The sequence below is a fragment of the Bradyrhizobium erythrophlei genome (assembly GCF_900129425.1).
GTDB lineage: Bacteria > Pseudomonadota > Alphaproteobacteria > Rhizobiales > Xanthobacteraceae > Bradyrhizobium > Bradyrhizobium erythrophlei_C.
The window spans coordinates 961,091-977,672 of the sequence record NZ_LT670817.1; the positions used below are offsets into that span (position 1 = coordinate 961,091).

At 63.9% G+C, this 16,582-nt stretch carries 14 protein-coding genes; 7 read left to right on the forward strand and 7 right to left on the reverse strand.

Features of this window, described 5'->3' with window-relative positions:
* The first annotated feature begins 190 nt into the window (after positions 1-190).
* From B5527_RS04675 to B5527_RS04685, 3 genes are read left to right on the forward strand one after another with little or no spacing between them, the layout of a single operon-like run.
* Positions 191-1,765 (forward strand): glycosyltransferase family 39 protein, encoded by a 1,575-nt coding sequence (locus B5527_RS04675; RefSeq protein ID WP_079607073.1) that lies wholly within the window; start codon positions 191-193, stop codon positions 1,763-1,765.
* Entirely contained in the window at positions 1,766-2,743 is a 978-nt protein-coding gene (locus B5527_RS04680) for a Bug family tripartite tricarboxylate transporter substrate binding protein (RefSeq protein WP_079600229.1), read from the forward strand.
* A 2-nt stretch (positions 2,744-2,745) separates the two neighbouring features.
* A complete protein-coding gene (locus B5527_RS04685) occupies positions 2,746-3,669 on the forward strand; it encodes a fumarylacetoacetate hydrolase family protein (protein ID WP_172842480.1) in 924 nt (307 codons plus the stop codon).
* A gap of 256 nt (positions 3,670-3,925) precedes the next feature.
* Here the strand turns inward: B5527_RS04685 and B5527_RS04690 are convergent, their stop codons facing one another.
* A complete protein-coding gene (locus B5527_RS04690; RefSeq protein WP_079600231.1) occupies positions 3,926-4,957 on the reverse strand; it encodes a YcjF family protein in 1,032 nt (343 codons plus the stop codon).
* The gene (locus B5527_RS04695) at positions 4,954-6,423 is read right to left on the reverse strand and encodes a YcjX family protein (protein ID WP_079600232.1); all 1,470 of its coding nucleotides are present in this window, start codon (positions 6,421-6,423) and stop codon (positions 4,954-4,956) included. Before B5527_RS04695 ends, B5527_RS04690 begins: the two co-directional genes overlap by 4 nt.
* A gap of 181 nt (positions 6,424-6,604) precedes the next feature.
* Between B5527_RS04695 and trhA the strand changes: the two genes are divergently transcribed.
* The 3 genes from trhA (at position 6,605) to B5527_RS04710 (ending at position 10,249) form a co-directional block, all read left to right on the forward strand.
* Positions 6,605-7,300, forward strand: coding sequence for a PAQR family membrane homeostasis protein TrhA (trhA, locus tag B5527_RS04700; RefSeq protein WP_079600233.1), 696 nt, complete (start codon positions 6,605-6,607; stop codon positions 7,298-7,300).
* Between the two features lie 27 nt (positions 7,301-7,327).
* The gene (locus tag B5527_RS04705; RefSeq protein WP_079600234.1) at positions 7,328-8,122 is read left to right on the forward strand and encodes an SDR family oxidoreductase; all 795 of its coding nucleotides are present in this window, start codon (positions 7,328-7,330) and stop codon (positions 8,120-8,122) included.
* Positions 8,123-9,124: 1,002 nt separating this feature from the next.
* Entirely contained in the window at positions 9,125-10,249 is a 1,125-nt protein-coding gene (locus B5527_RS04710) for an IS110 family transposase (RefSeq protein ID WP_079600235.1), read from the forward strand.
* A 386-nt stretch (positions 10,250-10,635) separates the two neighbouring features.
* On the opposite strand, the gene mdlC is transcribed toward B5527_RS04710, so the two are convergent.
* The gene (gene mdlC, locus B5527_RS04715; protein WP_079600236.1) at positions 10,636-12,261 is read right to left on the reverse strand and encodes a benzoylformate decarboxylase; all 1,626 of its coding nucleotides are present in this window, start codon (positions 12,259-12,261) and stop codon (positions 10,636-10,638) included.
* A 145-nt stretch (positions 12,262-12,406) separates the two neighbouring features.
* Here mdlC and B5527_RS04720 point away from each other — a divergent pair, with 145 nt between their 5' ends.
* Positions 12,407-12,655: a hypothetical protein gene (locus B5527_RS04720; RefSeq protein WP_154072011.1), complete on the forward strand. Its 249-nt coding sequence runs from the start codon at positions 12,407-12,409 to the stop codon at positions 12,653-12,655.
* Positions 12,656-12,882: 227 nt separating this feature from the next.
* On the opposite strand, the gene B5527_RS04730 is transcribed toward B5527_RS04720, so the two are convergent.
* The 4 genes from B5527_RS04730 to B5527_RS04745 are packed head-to-tail and all read right to left on the reverse strand — an operon-like array spanning position 12,883 to position 16,478.
* Positions 12,883-13,737: an FAS1-like dehydratase domain-containing protein gene (locus tag B5527_RS04730; RefSeq protein WP_079600239.1), complete on the reverse strand. Its 855-nt coding sequence runs from the start codon at positions 13,735-13,737 to the stop codon at positions 12,883-12,885.
* The gene (locus tag B5527_RS04735; RefSeq protein WP_079600240.1) at positions 13,734-14,864 is read right to left on the reverse strand and encodes a CaiB/BaiF CoA transferase family protein; all 1,131 of its coding nucleotides are present in this window, start codon (positions 14,862-14,864) and stop codon (positions 13,734-13,736) included. The genes B5527_RS04730 and B5527_RS04735 overlap by 4 nt, the downstream gene beginning before the upstream one ends.
* A 10-nt stretch (positions 14,865-14,874) precedes the next feature.
* Positions 14,875-16,044: an acyl-CoA dehydrogenase family protein gene (locus B5527_RS04740; RefSeq protein WP_079600241.1), complete on the reverse strand. Its 1,170-nt coding sequence runs from the start codon at positions 16,042-16,044 to the stop codon at positions 14,875-14,877.
* Entirely contained in the window at positions 16,041-16,478 is a 438-nt protein-coding gene (locus B5527_RS04745; RefSeq protein WP_172842481.1) for a PaaI family thioesterase, read from the reverse strand. The genes B5527_RS04740 and B5527_RS04745 overlap by 4 nt, the downstream gene beginning before the upstream one ends.
* Positions 16,479-16,582 lie beyond the last annotated feature (104 nt).

A 16,582-nucleotide genomic window follows, 5' to 3' on the forward strand; every position in this document is an offset into this window, starting at 1 on the left:
ACCAGTGACCACCTTTCCGCGCGCCGACCTGGCGGCTGCCGCGACGCCGCCGAGGACTTGAACACGTTGACACTCCCTGAGGAGTCGGGGAGAAAGCGCCGTGACGATCGCCCCGCCAGACAACAGCGCCCCGAAACCGGACCATTCCGCCTTTCGTCAATGGCTCGCCATTGCGGCGTTGATCGCCGCAATGACAGCCTTGCGGGTGGTCTACGCAAGCGTGATCGATCTGCGGACCGACGAGGCCTATTACTGGACCTGGTCGAAGGAGAACGTGCTCTCCTTCCTCGATCATCCGCCGATGATTGCGTGGTTCATTCGTTTCGGCACCGCCATCTTCGGCGACACCAATTTGGGTGTGCGTTTCGCCGGCATCGTCGCGATGCTGATCACCCAGCTGCTGCTCGCCGATATCGCCCGGCGCGTGACGCACGACATCCGCGCGGTGGTGCTTGCGTTGCTGATGCCGGAGGCCGCTGTCTATTATGGGCTGCTGATGGCCAAGGTCTCGCCCGACGTGGCGCTAATTCCGTTTGCGGTCGCGATGCTGTGGGCGCTGGTCCGGCTCAAGGAAAGCGACGATGCGCGCTGGTGGCTGGCCGCCGGCGTGTTCGCGGGACTGGCGCTGTTGTCGAAATTTACCGCGGTCATGCTGGTTCCGGCGGTAGCGGCCTTCATGCTGGTGCCGGACTGGCGCCGGCGCTGGCTATCCAGCCCATACCCCTGGCTGGCGGCGCTGATCGTGGTCGCGTTGTTTCTTCCGGTCCTGATCTGGAATGCCGGGCACGACTGGGCGTCGTTCCGGTTCCAGTTGGTTCGGGCGACCGCTACCCACGAGATATCGCTTCGCACCGTCGGGGATTTCATCGGCCTGCAGTTTGGGCTGGTCGGATTTGTCCTGCTGCCGGTGGTGTTGTCGGGCGTGGCCTTGACGGCGTGGCGGGGCTATCGCCGGTTGGACGCCGTCGCCATCCTGCTGTCGACCGCCGTCATCGTTCCCCTCGGTTATTTCTTCTGGAAATCGCTGACGCTGCGGGTCGGCGATACCTGGCCGATGTTCATGTGGCCGGCCGGATTTGCCGCCGCCGCCATTAACGTCGCAATGTTGCCGCGCGAGGGCTGGCCGGCATGGATGGTCAAATCGACGGTTTCGTGGGCCAACGCGGCGATTGCTTCCGGGATCGTCACGGTCGTCGTGGTGTTTCTCTATTATGTCGTCGCGCCCTGGAATTTCATCGGCCAGACCGATCCGATCGGCGGCGAGGCGGGCTACCAGCAGGTGGCCGACCGGGCGCAGGCCGAATTGCAGAAAACCGGCGCGACCTGGATCGCCACCACGGACTACCGGACCTACGCCATGCTGCGCTGGTATTTTGGCGATCGCGTGCCGGTGATCCAGATCAACGAGCGCGGGCGGTATCTCGGTTTTCACGATCCCGGCATGGCTTCAATCAAAGGTCATGCCGGCCTCTACGTCGCGCGGGAGCCGGACAATGCCAATCCGGTGTGGGCTTCCACCACGGCGATCAGGGAGCCGCTCGAACGGGTCGAACGTCGCTGGCGCGGCACCGTGATGGACACTTATGCGCTGGAAAAGCTGACCGGCTGGACCCCTGAGCTTTCGCCGCCGGCGGATTCGCCGCTGTACCGCTGGCGCGTGCTGGCGGGCGAGATTGAGCCGGCCTGGCGTGGCAATGACAGCGGCTTTGCGGTTGCGGCCTTGATGTGCCATCAGGACGCCCAATCGGAGCAGGGAGGATTCTAGATGTTGTTTCGGACGGCTACATTGGTGGCGCTGTCGCTTTGGCCGTGCGCCCTGCCGGCGTCGGCGGGCAATTACCCCGACCACGCGATCAAAATGATCGTGCCGTTCGCCGCCGGCGGCGGCACCGACGTGCTGGCGCGCATCATCGCGCAGAACCTCAACAGCAAATGGGGCCAGCCGGTCGTGGTGGAAAATCAGCCGGGCGCCTCGGGTGCGCTCGGCACAAGGTACGCCATGAAGGCTGTGCCCGACGGCTACACCTTGCTGATGGCATCGACCGGCGCGCTGATGGCGGTTTCCGCCGGCGCCGACGGCGACGGTCCGTTCGACGTCAACAAGTACCTGTCTCCGATCGTCGTCGCCGCGGCGCCGCCCTATCTGCTGGTTGCCAGCCCGACGCTGCCGGTCAACTCGACCGCCGATCTGATCAAATACGCCAAACAAAAGCCTGACGGATTGACGTTCGGCTCCTCCGGCGTTGGTGCTGCGTCGCATCTGTCCGGTCTGCTGTTCGCGAGCGAGACCGGCATCAAGATGCTGCACATTCCCTACAAGGGAACCGGTCCTGCCGTGACCGATCTGCTCGGCGGCCGCATCGACATGATGTTCGCGCCGGGTCCGGTGGTGCAGCAACTCGTGGCGTCGGGCCAGTTGAAAGCGCTCGGCGTGACCGACACCAAACGATCCAAATTCTATCCCGACGTCCCGCCGGTCGCCGACGCCGTGCCCGGCTACGAATCGGTGGGCTGGTTCGGGCTGCTGGCGCCGCCGCATACGCCGCCCGAGATCGTCAAACAGCTCAACGAGGTCATCGTCGCGGCGATGCAGACGCAGGAGTTTCGCGACCATCTGGCGACGCTGGGCGCCGAACCGAAGCCGCAAACGCCGGAAGAATTCGGCCGCTACATCAATGCCGACGTCGCCAAATGGAGCAAGCTTGTGAAAGACAACGACGTGCAATTACCGGGAGGAAAGTGAATATGCGTTTGGCATCTTTTGTCGATCCGCAAGCAGGCTATGAGGCGCGTTTCGGCATCGTCCGCGGCGATGACATCGTCGACGTCGTAGCCGCTGCGAATGCGCTGCAGCGGCCGGTTCCGGCGACGTCGGTCAAGATCGCGCTCACGAGCGGCCCACAGACCATCGCGGCGCTGCAAGAACTCGCGGGTTCAGCCGAACGCGCGAAACTGCTTCGCCCGCTTGCCGGTCTGAAATTCCTGCCGCCCATTCCCGATCCGTCAAAGTTCTTCTGCGTCGGCAAGAACAACAGGAAACATCGCGAGGAACTCGCCGCCAACAAGATGCTGACCGAAGTCCCGAACGAGCCAACCGGGTTCATCAAACTGAACTCCACGATGTCCGGTGATGGCGACGAGGTCGTCAAGCCTGAGGACATCACCACGCTCGATTACGAGCCGGAGCTTTGCTACGTCGTCGGCAAGCGCGCCCATGGCGTCAAGAAGGCCGACGCGATGGATTACATCTGCGGCTTCACGTTGACAAACGATGTCAGCGCGCGCGAAATCCAGAAGCGCGAGGTCGCCTCCGGCAGCCGGTTCTGGACCGCGAAGAACATGCCGGGCTTTGCGCCGGTCGGTCCGTTCGTTCTCACCATGGATGAAGTCGCCGACACCGATAATCTCTGGGTCACCTGCGATGTCAACGGGAAGCAACGTCTGCGTTCTAACACCGGCGACTACCTCTACAAGATCGCCGACGTGCTGGAGCACTTTTCCCGCTACGTCGTGTTCGAGCCCGGCGATCTGATCGCGATGGGTGCGCCGAGCGGCGTCGCGGTCGGACAACCCAACGCCGCCGAGCTTTATTTGCAGCCCGGCGACGACATGGTGATTGCGTTCGAGGGCCTGATGTCGCTGCGAACCAGGATCGTCGGGCCGCGATAGATCTCGCCTTGTCGAAGTTGAGGTTCGATATTTCGGCAACGGCAGTGAGCTCCCTCTCCCCTTGCGGGAGAGGTTGGGGTGAGGGGGCGCGGTCCATCGATAGACCTGAACCCCTCACCCGGATCGCATCTGTCGATGCGATCCGACCTCTTCCGCAAGGGGAGAGGTGGCACCGAGCGCGTGTCGAGCGCCAACCACCAATTCCAGATTCGACCAGCACCAGAATAGATTTCACTCACCATTCAATCAGCAGTTCTCACTCCTCGCCATCCCGCTTGCGCAGCAAGTCTTTTGCGAGATCGCCGAGCGCCGGCCGCGGCAGGGCGGTGAACGGCAGCGGGCGCGTGACGTCGATGGCCGCGAGTCCGAGCCGCGCAGTGAGCAGGCCGTTGAGGATTCCTTCGCCGAGCCGCTGCGACAGTTTTGCCGCGATGCCGTGGCCGAGCACCTGCTGCACCAGGCTGTCGCTCGCTGCCATGCCGCCGGTGATCGCGACATGGGCGATGACGTGGCGCATCAGCCGGATCATGCCCAGCGCTCCCGGCCTTCCGCCATACAGCCGCGCCAGTTGGCGGATCAGGCGCAGCGATGCCGCGAATACGAAGAGCACGTCGACCAAAGCGCGCGGACTGACGGCGGTGACGATCGAGACGCGCTGCGCCGCCACCGACACCAGCCGTCGCGCCTCCTGATCGAGCGGCGTCATCAGCTCGCGCTCGGCGAGGCGGATCAGGTCGGCGCCGTCGATGATGTCGTCGGCATGGCCCTGCAGCGTGGCGCGCGCCCGCGCCAGTTGCGGGTTCTGGTGCGCGAGCTTCAGAAGGTCGGCCACGATGCTCCGGCTGTCGGCGCGGTCATCGCTCACGAGCACCGCGGCTGCGCGCCGATGCAGTTTTTCGATCGTCGCCAGACGCGCAAGCCCGAGCGCTTCGCGCGCGACGACAACGGCAAAGGCCAGCAAGGCGATGAAGGCAAAGGCCAGTCCGAGGAATCCGAGACTTTCGCTGCGCGCGAACAGATCCTCGATCAGATGGGTCACGCCAAGCCCGGCACCGAGCACGACCAGTCCGGCGGTCGCGGCCCAGAACACCGCGCCCCAGCGAAAACCGCGTCGCGCGGCGAGGACAGGCATCTCGACCGGCACCGGCAGCAGCGCGGGGTCAGTTTCCGGCGCGACGCGGACCGTGCCGCGGGGCGGGCGGCTTGCATCGTCCGGATCGATCACGATTACGCCGGGATCGTCGAGCCTGAAGGTCGCCGGCCGCCGAGGGTGGGGTCGCTCGCTCATTGCAGCCTGTCTCCGATCAGGAATTGGAGGGCGCGGTCAAGGCGGATGTGAGGCAGCATCGGACCATCCGCCTCCGGGCTATCGAGCTGAGGCGGCCGAAAACGGAGAAAGCGAAAATCGGTCTTTTCCGCCGCCGCGCTGGAGAGCCCGCGAAACGCGCCTTCGCCGGCAAAAAGCTGCTCCGGATCGGCCGGCAGATCGCCCGGAAAGGTCGCGACCTCGGTGTTGCCGTCGAAGGCCTCGCCGCCGGTTATTTCACTGGCCGCAGGCGTCCCCAGGATCGACGGCAGCTTTTCCCGACCACGCTGCACCTGGGCCTCGCGGGTGGCGCGCACCGCCGCCAGCGCCACGACGTCGATCTCGGCGCCGGTGTTCTCAGCTGTCGCGACGGCCCGGCTGACGGTCCGCCGCAAAACCGCCTCCAGGCGATCGTGGCTTGAATGGTGCAGGTGATCGGCCTTGGTTGCGGCGAAAAGAATGCGGTCGATCTTCGGGCGGAACAGGCTCGAGAGCAGCGTGCTGCGGCCGATCCGGAAGCAATCGAGAATGCCCGCCAGCGCCGCCTCGAGGTCGACCAGCGCTTCCGGCCCTGAGTTGAAGGCCGCGAGCGCATCGACCAGCACGACCTGGCGATCGAGCCGCGAAAAGTGGTCGCGAAAAAACGGCCGAACCACCACGTCCTTATAGGCCTCGTACCGCCTGACCATCATCGCCCACAGCGATCCCTCTGGCGCGACGCCTTCGGCCGGCAGATCGAGCGGCGCAAAGGTCAGCGCCGGCGATCCCGCAAGATTGCCCGGCATCAGGAAGCGGCCGGGCGGCAACAGGCTCATGGCGAAACGTTCGTCGCGGCAGGCGCGCAGGTAATCCGTGAACAGCCGCGCCGATGTCAGCGCGGCCTGCTCGTCTGCACGTTCGCGGGCATTCAGCGTCGCAAGATGCGCATGCCATGGTGCCGCGAGTCGCGCGCGGGGACGTTCCCGCGACAGGCCGAGGCTTTCGGCGGACCATTGCTCGTAACTCTTGTTGAGCAGCGGCAGATCGAGCAGCCATTCGCCGGGGTAATCGACGATATCGAGCGTCAACGTGCGATCGGCGCCGTTCTGGCGCTGATAGTCGATCACCAGCCGCAGTTCGCTGATATCGACCGTGGAATTCGGCCAGCGCCGTTCCTCGATCAGGGTGCGGACATGGTTCTCATAGTCGAAACGCGGCACCGCGTCGTCGGGCTGCGGCTCGAGCCTGGCACGGGCGATCCGCCCGGTGGCGAACGGCTCGAACACCGGAAAGCGGCCGCCGCGGGTGAGGCCGTGTATCAGCGCCGTAATGAACACGGTCTTGCCGGCGCGTGACAGTCCGGTGACGCCGAGCCGGACCGTCGGATTGAAAAAGTGATCGCCGTAGTCCTTGAGGGCCCGCGCCGACAGGCGCGCCTCCTCGACAATATCGGAAAAACGGAGGGCCATGCGGGCGGGGGAAGCTCGATGTGACGGGGGCAATGGGCGGAACAATTACCGAAAGTGGCTATTAGAGATCGGAAATCAAGTTTCATACTTCGGACGCGATTTGAGCCGAGGGGTTCGTGGGATTCGTTGACCTCTCCGGAGGTATGATTTATCGCTCCAATAGCCAGCTCACCGGGCCGCCATGACCATCTTCAGACTGAAACAGCTCGCCTCGAATTCGGCGCATGCGGCGGCAGGTGCCATCCGCTGGAACTACGATCGGGCCGAACTGATCGCCGACGGCGTGGTGCACGGCATCGGCGTATTCGGGGGCGTGATCGCGGCAACCGTGCTGATCGTGCTCGCGGCCGTATTCGCTTCCGCCTACGAAATCGTCTCGGTATCGATCTACGCTGCGGGCCTGCTCGCGATGCTCGGGTTTTCGGCTGCCTATAATCTGTGGCCGGTGTCTCGCAGCAAATGGCTGCTGCGCCGCCTTGATCATTCCGCGATCTATATTCTGATCGCCGCAACCTACACGCCGGTGTTCGTGCAGTTGCAGGACCGCGTGTTTGCGATGTCGCTGCTGGCGGGAGTGTGGAGCGTGGCCGTGGTCGGGGTCGTGCTCAAGCTGTTTTTCCCGGGGCGTTTCGACCGCGTCTCGGTCGGTCTCTATCTGGCGATGGGTTGGAGCGGCATCATTGCCTACGACAGCGGTCTGTCGTCGCTGCCGCATCTGGCGGTGTGGTTGATCGCGGTTGGCGGCCTGCTCTATAGTTTTGGCGTCATCTTTCATGCTTGGCGGCGGTTGCGCTTTCAGAACGCGATATGGCATGGTTTCGTGCTGTTGGGCGCGGCCTGCCATTACACCGCCGTGCTCGATCTCGTTCTGACCTGAAGACTTTTCAAACGGCGGATTGATACAATGCAGGTCGCCGGCCAAGTCGTGGTTGTGACCGGCGGCGCCAATGGCATCGGGCGCGCGCTGTGCGAAGCCTTTCACCGCGCCGGCGCGGCCAAGGTGGTCGTCGCCGATCTCGATGCCGCGGGCGCCGAAGCTGTCGCCGCCTCGATCGACGGCGCGGCGTTCAAATGCGACGTCGGGCAGGAGAACGACATCCGCCGCCTGATCGAGGAAACCGAACAGAAATTCGGCCCGATCGCGCTGTTCTGCTCCAATGCCGGCATCGGCGGCGGCTTCGATCCGATGTCCGACAATGCCGGCGGGACTTCCGACGAGCCGTGGGCGAAAAGCTGGGCGATCCATGTCATGGCCCATGTCTACGCCGCGCGGCATCTGGTCCCGCGCATGAAGGCGCGCGGCGGCGGTTACTTTCTCAACACGATTTCCGCCGCCGGGCTTTTGTCGCAGGTCGGAAGTCCGGCCTATTCGACGACAAAGCATGCGGCTGTCGGATTCGCGGAGAATCTGGCGATCTCGCACAAGGCCGACGGCATCAAGGTTTCCATCCTGTGTCCGCAGGGCGTCGACACCAACATGCTGCGCTCGATCCCGAAAGGCCCGCAATCCGGCGACGGCGATCTCTCGCCGGAGCAGGTGGCAAAGGACGCGCTGGCGGGCATTGAGCAGGAGACATTTGTCATTTTGCCGCACCCGCAGGTGCTCGGCTACATGCGCAAGAAAACCGAAAATTACGACCGCTGGATCGCAGGCATGGCGAAGATCCAGGCCAGAATGCGCGAAGCTTACGGGAAGTAAGTGCGGAGGCCGTCGGCGCAACATGTGAGTTCGTCATGCCCGGCCTTGTGCCGGGCATCCACGTCTTTAGAGCTACGAAACAAGGACGTGGATGGCCGGGACAAGCCCGGCCATGACGAGGGACGTGCACGTTGCAGAAATGTCTCATGTCAATCCACGCGGATCAACCCGGCGTGCAACTACCGAATTCAATTTTCAAACAGCCACACTACGAAACGCAGATTCGCGATCCCGCGGCGCGATGCGCCCGGGTGATGCCTGAATTTTTCGCCCTTTGAACAACGAGGGCGTGGGGAATGCCGGGCGCCCGATGCACCCGCAGCCTCGTGTGCGCATGGGGTAGTAAGTATGCACACGAGTATTCACAGCGAGCCATCGGAAATCACCCGACATTCCCGCACGCAGTGGTTTACGGCTTATACCGTGCTCTCCCCGGTGATCGGCTTTCTTGCCACCGTCGTTACGCGGATTAATCCGCCAACTTGACACCAGCGTCGGGGTGTCAGGACCACACGTCTTCGCCGTCCGCTGCAGGCAACGCCCGTCAAGCGCGCCGCCGCGTCCACCGCATCCCGCCCCGCGTCCGTGACGTCGCGAGCCGCCCCTCTGAGTGGGACAGGACGCAGGAAATATACAACTGATTTGGGTCTTCGGAAAAACAGAATATTTTTGCAAAAGGGGCTGGACACGAAATCGCGGAGTGAGCCCGTCGGGCAAATCACTTCGTGCCAGATCGCTGGATCAGCGAATGCGATGCGCCAATCGCCATCTCGTCATGCCCGGGCTTGTCCCGGGCATCCACGTCTTGGCGGACACGCATCAGGTAAGACGTGGATGGCCGGGACAAGCCCGCCATGACGGATGGATTCATTTCCGTTAGCGAGCGTAGCCCGGATGAGCGAAGACCGTATGTCCTTCCCTGACCGAGGCGACTCGCCCTCAATGCTGTAGCGAGGGTTACCCGGATAGGCCGGGTAGAGCCTCAGGCAAGGAGGACGAGTCATGGCGGATTGTAGCGAAGTTTTCGTTGGTCTTGATACCTCGAAGTTGCGCAATGCAGTGGCAATTGCGGAGGGCGGGCGGAACGGCGAGGTGCGGTATCTCGGCGAGATTGAGAACACGGAGGCGGCGACGTGCAAGCTGGTGAAGAAGCTTGCGGCGCAGCATCGGCGACTGACGTTCTGCTATGAGGCCGGGCCGACCGGGTATGATCTGCACCGGTTGATCAAAACCCTCGGCCACGAGTGTGTGGTAGTGGCGCCATCGCTGATCCCGAAGAAGCCGGGCGATCGGGTGAAGACCAATCGGCGTGACGCGCTCAATCTGGCCAAGCTGTTGCGCGCGGGCGAACTGACCGCGGTCTGGGTTCCGGATGCGCGGCACGAGGCGATGCGGGACCTGGTGCGGGCGCGCGAGGCTGCTGTCGCCGACCTCAAATCCAAACGCCAGCAGGTTTTGTCGTTGCTGCTGCGGCTCGGCCGGCATTATACGGGCAAGAGAACCTGGACTAGGGCCCATATGAACTGGCTGGTGAGCCAGAAGCTCGCCCACCGCGAACAACGCATCGCATTCGAGGAGATGCTGTTGGCGGTCCGGCAAGCCGACGAGCGCGTGATCCGGCTCGAGCGGGCGATCGCCGCAGCAGTGACGGACTGGTCGCTTGCAGAGGTGGTGAGGGCACTGATGGCCGTGCGCGGTCTCGATCTCATTTCGGCTACGATTTTTCTCGCCGAGATCGGCGACCTGTCGCGCTTTGCAACCCCGCGCCAATTGATGGCCTATCTTGGCTTGGTGCCGGGCGAAGAGTCGACTGGTGACAGGGTCTGGCGCGGCGGCATCACCAAGGCCGGCAACCACCGGGCGCGGCGCATTCTGGTGGAGTGCTCCTGGAGCTACCGCCATCCCCCACGCGTCGGCAAGAAGAAGCTTGGCAAGGTGGAAGCCGCACCGCCCGCCGTCCAGGAGATCGCTTGGAAGGCGCAGGCGCGCCTGACCGCGCGCTACCGCGCATTGGCACGGCGTGGCAAACGGCCGACCCTCGTGGTGACCGCGATTGCGCGTGAGCTGTCGGGCTTCATTTGGGTAGTCAGTCGCGCCATCGGCGCGCCGACGACGCCGGCGATGTGAGCGCAGCGACAGACCTGACAAGGAGCCAGCGCCGGGCGCAATCCGGACAAATATCGTGCAACGGCGGGGGCGAAGCCACGGCAGGGGAATTCCCGATTTCGCTTTGTGGCCGATCAAACGATCGACGCCCGCGCGTAGACAACGGACAGCCCCGGACGAAATCTCGGAACTGCGGTTTAAACCCGCGTATCAGAGCTTGATCACCGACGTCTTCAGGCTTCGCCTCCACCCTTGCACGATCATCATTATCGCGCACTCCAGCGAAAATCGCAGGGAGACGATATCTCGCGTTCAAACCACTTGACGAAGGACATCAGAGCGATATCCGGGGCGGCGTCTTCCGTCATTCCCGGATGTCGCTTCGCTCATCCGGGCTACGAGGTAGCTCAGCTCTTGTGCGCGTAAAGCATCGGCACCGCGGAATCCACCACTGCTTCGATCAGGCTGACGCCGTCATGCGAAAGACCGCGCGTCAGCGCCGGTGCCAGTTCGGATGATTTTGTCACGCGCACCGCATCGCATCCCATGCCTTCTGCGATGCTGACAAAGTCGATGCCGGGCAGATCGAGGCCGGGCACGTTGCGCACCTGCATCACCTGGCTGAACGAGCGCATCGCGCCGTAGCCTGAATTGTTGATCACGACTACCGTCAGCGGCAGCTTGCGCTGCGCCGCGGTCCACAACGCCTGGATCGAATACATCGCCGAGCCGTCGCCGACCAGGCAGACGGTCCGGACGCCGGGGCGGCCGAGCGCCATGCCGACCGAGGCCGGCAGGCCATAACCGAGGCCGCCGCTGGCCATGGTGTAGAAACTGTCCTGGCCGCGCATCGGCATGAATTTTTGCATCGCGGGGCGGTGCGACGGGGCTTCCTCGACCAGGACGGCGTTTTCAGGCATCGCAGAGGAGAGCGCGTGCAACAGGTATTCGACCGGAATCGGATCGGCCGCGCCGGGTGCCGGCGGCAGGATGCGGCCAGTCGGCGTCGCGCGTCCGGTCTCGGGCAATAGATCAAGCAGCATCGTCAGCGCCGGCTTCATGGTGGCGACGATGCTGCTGCCAACCGGCGTTACCGCGGCCGCATTGGAATCGTCGGTGATCTGGAAGATCGTGGTGGCGCCATCGAAGATCGAAGCGTGGCCCTCGACGTGGAACGTAAACACCGGCGCGCCGATCACCACCACCAGATCATGCGCGCGCAATGCCTCCGAGAGCTGCCCCGGCGAGGCATGCAGGAAGCCCGCGAATTGCGGATGCCGCTCCGGGAAACTCGCGCGCGGCGAAAACGGGCTGACCCACACCGCGGCTTTCGTTTTCTCCGCCACCCGCACCATCAGGTCGACGGCCTGCGCGCGGTCGACGCCAGGGCCGACCACGAGGGCCGGGTGCTTGCTGGCCGACAGCGCTGAGACAAGCGCGTTCATCGCATTTGCGTCGGGGCCCAGTTCGCGGCTGACATTGCGGGCTTCGACCGGCTGCGTCGGATGGGTCCAGTCGTCGATCGGCACCGACACAAAGGTCGGCCCGCACGGCGGCTGCATCGCCACGTAATAGGCGCGCGCGATCGCCGCCGGGACATCCTCGGCGCGCGCCGGCTCGATGGAGAACTTGACGTAGGGACGCGGAAATTCCGAGGCCCGCTCGGCATAGAGAAAGGCCTGCAGCGGCAGGATGCTGCGCGCCTGCTGGCCCGCTGTAATCACCAGCGGCGTCTGGTTGCGGTGGGCGGTGTAGATATTGCCGAGCGCATTGCCGACACCGGCGGCGGAATGCAGATTGACGAAGCCGGCATTGCGGGTGGCCTGGGCGTAACCATCGGCCATGCCGATGACGGAGGCTTCCTGCAAGCCGAGCACATAGTCGATATCGTCAGGCCAGTCGCTGAGGAACGGCAATTCGGTCGAGCCGGGATTGCCGAACACCTTCTTGATTCCGAACGCGCGCAGCAGGTCGAGCGTGGCTTGCTTGACGGTGGTTGGCTTGGTCGCGGCTTTAGCGGTTTTGGGGGGCAATGGTGTGTGACCTCAGATTTTTCAGCGTCATTGCGAGAAGCGAAGCGACGAAGCAATCCCGTCATTCCGGGGCGAAGCGAAGCATCGAACCCGGAATCTCGAGATTCCGGGTCTGGTGCTCACGCACCATCCCGGAATGACGTCGATGGGTCTCACCACGTGGCGGTACCCTTCATCGTGGGTTGGCCTTACGGAACACTTTTTTGATGCCGAACGCGCGCAGCAGGTCGAGCGCGGCTTGCTTGACGGTGGTTGGCTTGGTCGCGGCTTTAGCGGTTTTGGGGGGCAATGGTGTATGACCTCAGATATTTTCCGTCATTGCGAGGAGCGAAGCGACGAAGCAATCCATACCTTCTTTGCGGATCAGTGGATTGCTTCGCTTCGCTCGCAATGACGGTTCGTAGTGTTTCAGAAGTTCACATCATATCGATACATCGCTCAACCTCATCCTGAGGAGCATCGCGAAAGCGATGCGTCTCGAAGGATGGCCGCAGTGCAAGCCGCCATCCTTCGAGACGCGCGCAAGTGCGCGCTCCTCAGGATGAGGGCTGGTGAGGATCAGGCCGGCGGGGATGACTCGGAGGCCGATTGACTTGACGACATCAATCGCCTCGATCTGTCTCACCACGTCGCGGTGCCCTTCATGGTCGGCTGACCCTGCGAATTCGCGGTCCATAGTTCCATGCCGGCACCTGCGTCGTTGGCGTTGATGCTGAACTCTGAGCCTTCGAACAGCGGCTGCAGGCCGCGATAGCTGAATTTCTTCGGTGCCGTGCCGCCGTGCAGCTTGGCTGCGAATTCCACCAGCAACGCCGCCTGCAGCGGGCCGTGGAAGATCAGGCCGGGATAGCCCTCGACCCTGGTGACGTAGTCGCGGTCGTAATGGATGCGGTGGCCGTTGAAGGTCAGCGCGGAATAACGGAACAGCAGCACCGGATCGGCCATGTGGCTCTCGCGATGCTGCGCGGCTGGCGCCGGCGCCGGCGGTTTGGCTGGCGCGGATGCCTGCCCAGGCGATACATCCCGATAGACGATATCCTGCCGCTCGCGGATCGCGGTGCCGCGCGGCGTCGTGATCAGATGCTCGACGGAGACGAAACACAGCACGCCAGTGCTGCCGGTCTTCATCGTGACATCCGAAATGCGCGAGGTGCGCGTGGTCTCGTCGCCGACGCGCAGCGGTTCGAAAAATTCCAGTTCACCGCCGGCCCACATCCGGCGCGGCAGCGGCACCGGCGGCAGGAAACCGCCGCGGGCAGGATGTCCGTCGGGACCGAGTTCCGACATCGGGTAGACCGGCTGCGCCAGGCACCAATGCACGGTGAGCGGGGCGGCATCGCCCGGCTTCGGCGTGCCGATCTCCATGAACAGCGTGGCGCGCAGGCCCTTCACCAGTTGCGCGGTGACGATATCGGAAGCCACTTGGGTGCGGCCGATCCATTGCCGCAAATGGTCGAGATCGGGCTTTTCGGTCATGACGATTTTGCCTTGACGGAAGCAGGTTTTGTCACTCCGGCACGGTCGCCGATCCCCGGCACGGCACCATAATGACGGGGCTGGTCGACGACGATCGCTGCCGGCGCGGGATAACTCACCGGCCCCGCGGGCGTGTCGACCTCGATGCGGCGCAGATGCGGATGCACGGCGAGATCGGCCATGGTGTTGACCTCGGCAAAGGCGATGTCGGCGTCGGAGAGACGCTTCAGCAGTTCGTCACGGGTCAGGGCGGCAAAACTATCGCCAACGGTCTTGTCGGTCAGCGCGCGGTTGCGGACGCGCTCGACCATGTTGGAAAACCGGGGATCGTTCGGCAGGTCAGGTTGCCCCAGCACGTCAGTGCATAACTTCTTCCATTCGCGTTCGCTCTGGATCGAAATCAGGATGTCCCTGCCGTCCCGTGAGCGAAACACGCCGTAGGGCGCGATCGACGGATGGGCGAGGCCCATCCGCTGCGGCGGGTTGCCGGCCTCTGCATTGAGCAGCGGCACCGACAGCCAGTCGGCCATCACGTCGAACATCGAAATCCTGATATCGGCGCCCTTGCCGCTGCGCGACCGCGCGATCAGGGCTTCGAGGATGGCGGCGTGCGCGGTGGCGCCGGTGGCGACATCGACGATCGACACGCCGACCCGGGATGGGCCGTCCGGACCGCCGGTGATCGAGGCGAGTCCGCTCTCGGCCTGGATCAGGAGATCGTAGGCCTTGCGCTGCGCGTAGGGACCGTCGTCGCCATAGCCTGAAATGGTGCAGCAGATCAGTTTTGGATAATCTTTCTTCAGGCGCTCCAGCGTGAAGCCGAGCTTGTCCATCGAGCCGGGCTTCAGGTTCTGGATCAGCACGTCGGCGCCGGCGACCAGCGCTTCGAGGCTGGCGCGGCCCTCTTTGGTGGCGAGGTCGACGACCACGGAATCCTTGCCGCGGTTGAGCCAGACGAAATAGCTGCTTTGGCCCTTGGCCGCCGCATCATAGCCGCGCGCGAAATCGCCCTCGGGCCGCTCGATCTTGACGACATGGGCGCCGGCGTCGGCCAGCCGCGAACTGCAGAAGGGTGCTGCGACCGCCTGTTCGACGGCAATGACGGTCAGTCCCTCAAGCGGCAGCATTTGGATTTTCTCAGTAGGAGCGGGGCATGCCGAGCACGTGCTCGGCGAGGTAGGACAAAATGAGGTTGGTCGAGATCGGCGCCACCTGATAGAGCCGCGTCTCGCGGAACTTGCGTTCGATATCGTATTCCTCCGCGAAGCCGAAGCCGCCATGGGTCTGCACGCAGGCGTTGGCGGCTTCCCAGGAGGCATCGGCCGCCAGCATTTTTGCCATGTTAGCCTCGGCGCCGCAATCGAGGCCTGCCTCGTATTTGCGGGTGGCTTCCCTGACCATCAGCTCGGCAGCCCGCATCGCTGCGTAGGCCTTCGCGATCGGAAATTGGATACCCTGGTTCTGGCCGATCGGCCGGCCGAATACCGCGCGCTCTTTGGCGTAGGCGGAGGCCTTGGCGATGAACCATTTGGCGTCGCCGATGCACTCGGCCGCGATCAGGATGCGCTCGGCATTCATGCCGGACAGGATGTAGCGAAAGCCCTTGCCTTCCTCGCCGATCAGGTTTTCCGCCGGTACCCTGAGATCGGTGAAGAACACTTCCGTGGTGGAGTGGTTCATCATGGTGCGGATCGGGCTGATCGAGAGCCCGTTACCCTTGGCCGCCTTCATATCGACGATGAACACCGACAGGCCGTCGGTGCGCTTCCTGGCCTGTTCCTTCGGCGTGGTGCGCGCCAAGAGAATCATCAGGTCCGAATATTCGGCGCGGCTGGTCCAGATCTTCTGGCCGTTGACGATGTAGCTGTCATTGCCCTCGCGCTTCGCAAACGTCTTCAGCGACGAGGTGTCGGTGCCGCTGGTCGGCTCGGTGACGCCGAATGCCTGCAGCCGCAATTCGCCGCTGGCGACCTTCGGCAGCCATTTCGCCTTCTGCTCATCGCTGCCGTGCCGCAGCAGCGTGCCCATGGTGTACATCTGGGCATGACAGCCGCCGCCATTGCAGCCGGCGCGCTGGATCTCTTCGAGGATCGCGGCGGCCGCGGACAGTTTCAGCCCGGCGCCGCCATATTCCTCGGGGATCAGCACCGAGAGATAGCCGGCCTCCGTCAGCGCATCGACGAAGGCCTTGGGGTACGCCATCTCGCGGTCGAGCTTGCGCCAGTATTCGCCGGGGAATTGGGCGCAGAGCTTGGCGACGGCGTCGCGGATGTCGGCATATTCGTCTGTGGGTTCGGGTGAAGTCATCGGAACTCGGCCGGCAGATCGAGGGCGCGCATGGTAGCGGTGCAGAATGCGCAGAGGGTTTCGGTGGCCCCGTCTTTGCTGAAGACTTCGACCGTGGCAACCCCGATCGAACCCGACATTTTCAGGGTTTTGGCGCGGGCCACCAGCTCGGTGCCATCCGCAGGCGAGAGAAAATTGACCTTGATCTCGACGGTGACCCCGATCCGGCCGGCCGGCAGGCTCGAGGTAACGGCGACCCCGGCGGCCTGATCGGCCAGCGCGGTAATGACCCCGCCGTGAAAATGGCCGAAGAACTGCACGAGGTCCGGCCGGCGCGCGAGCGCGACCTCGGCATTGCCGGGCGCAACGGCAACGATGCGGAAGCCCGCGGCGTGACTAAAACCCTTGGCGTTGACGGCCTCGGCGAGGCTCGGCGGGTTGAGGGGTGCGCTCAAGGTGCTGATCTTCTCATGTTGTATTATCTCGATCCGGCGATCGGCGGGCACGGCGCAAACGGCGCCTGTGCCCGTGCTGCGATCTCAACACGTCGGGCGGGCAA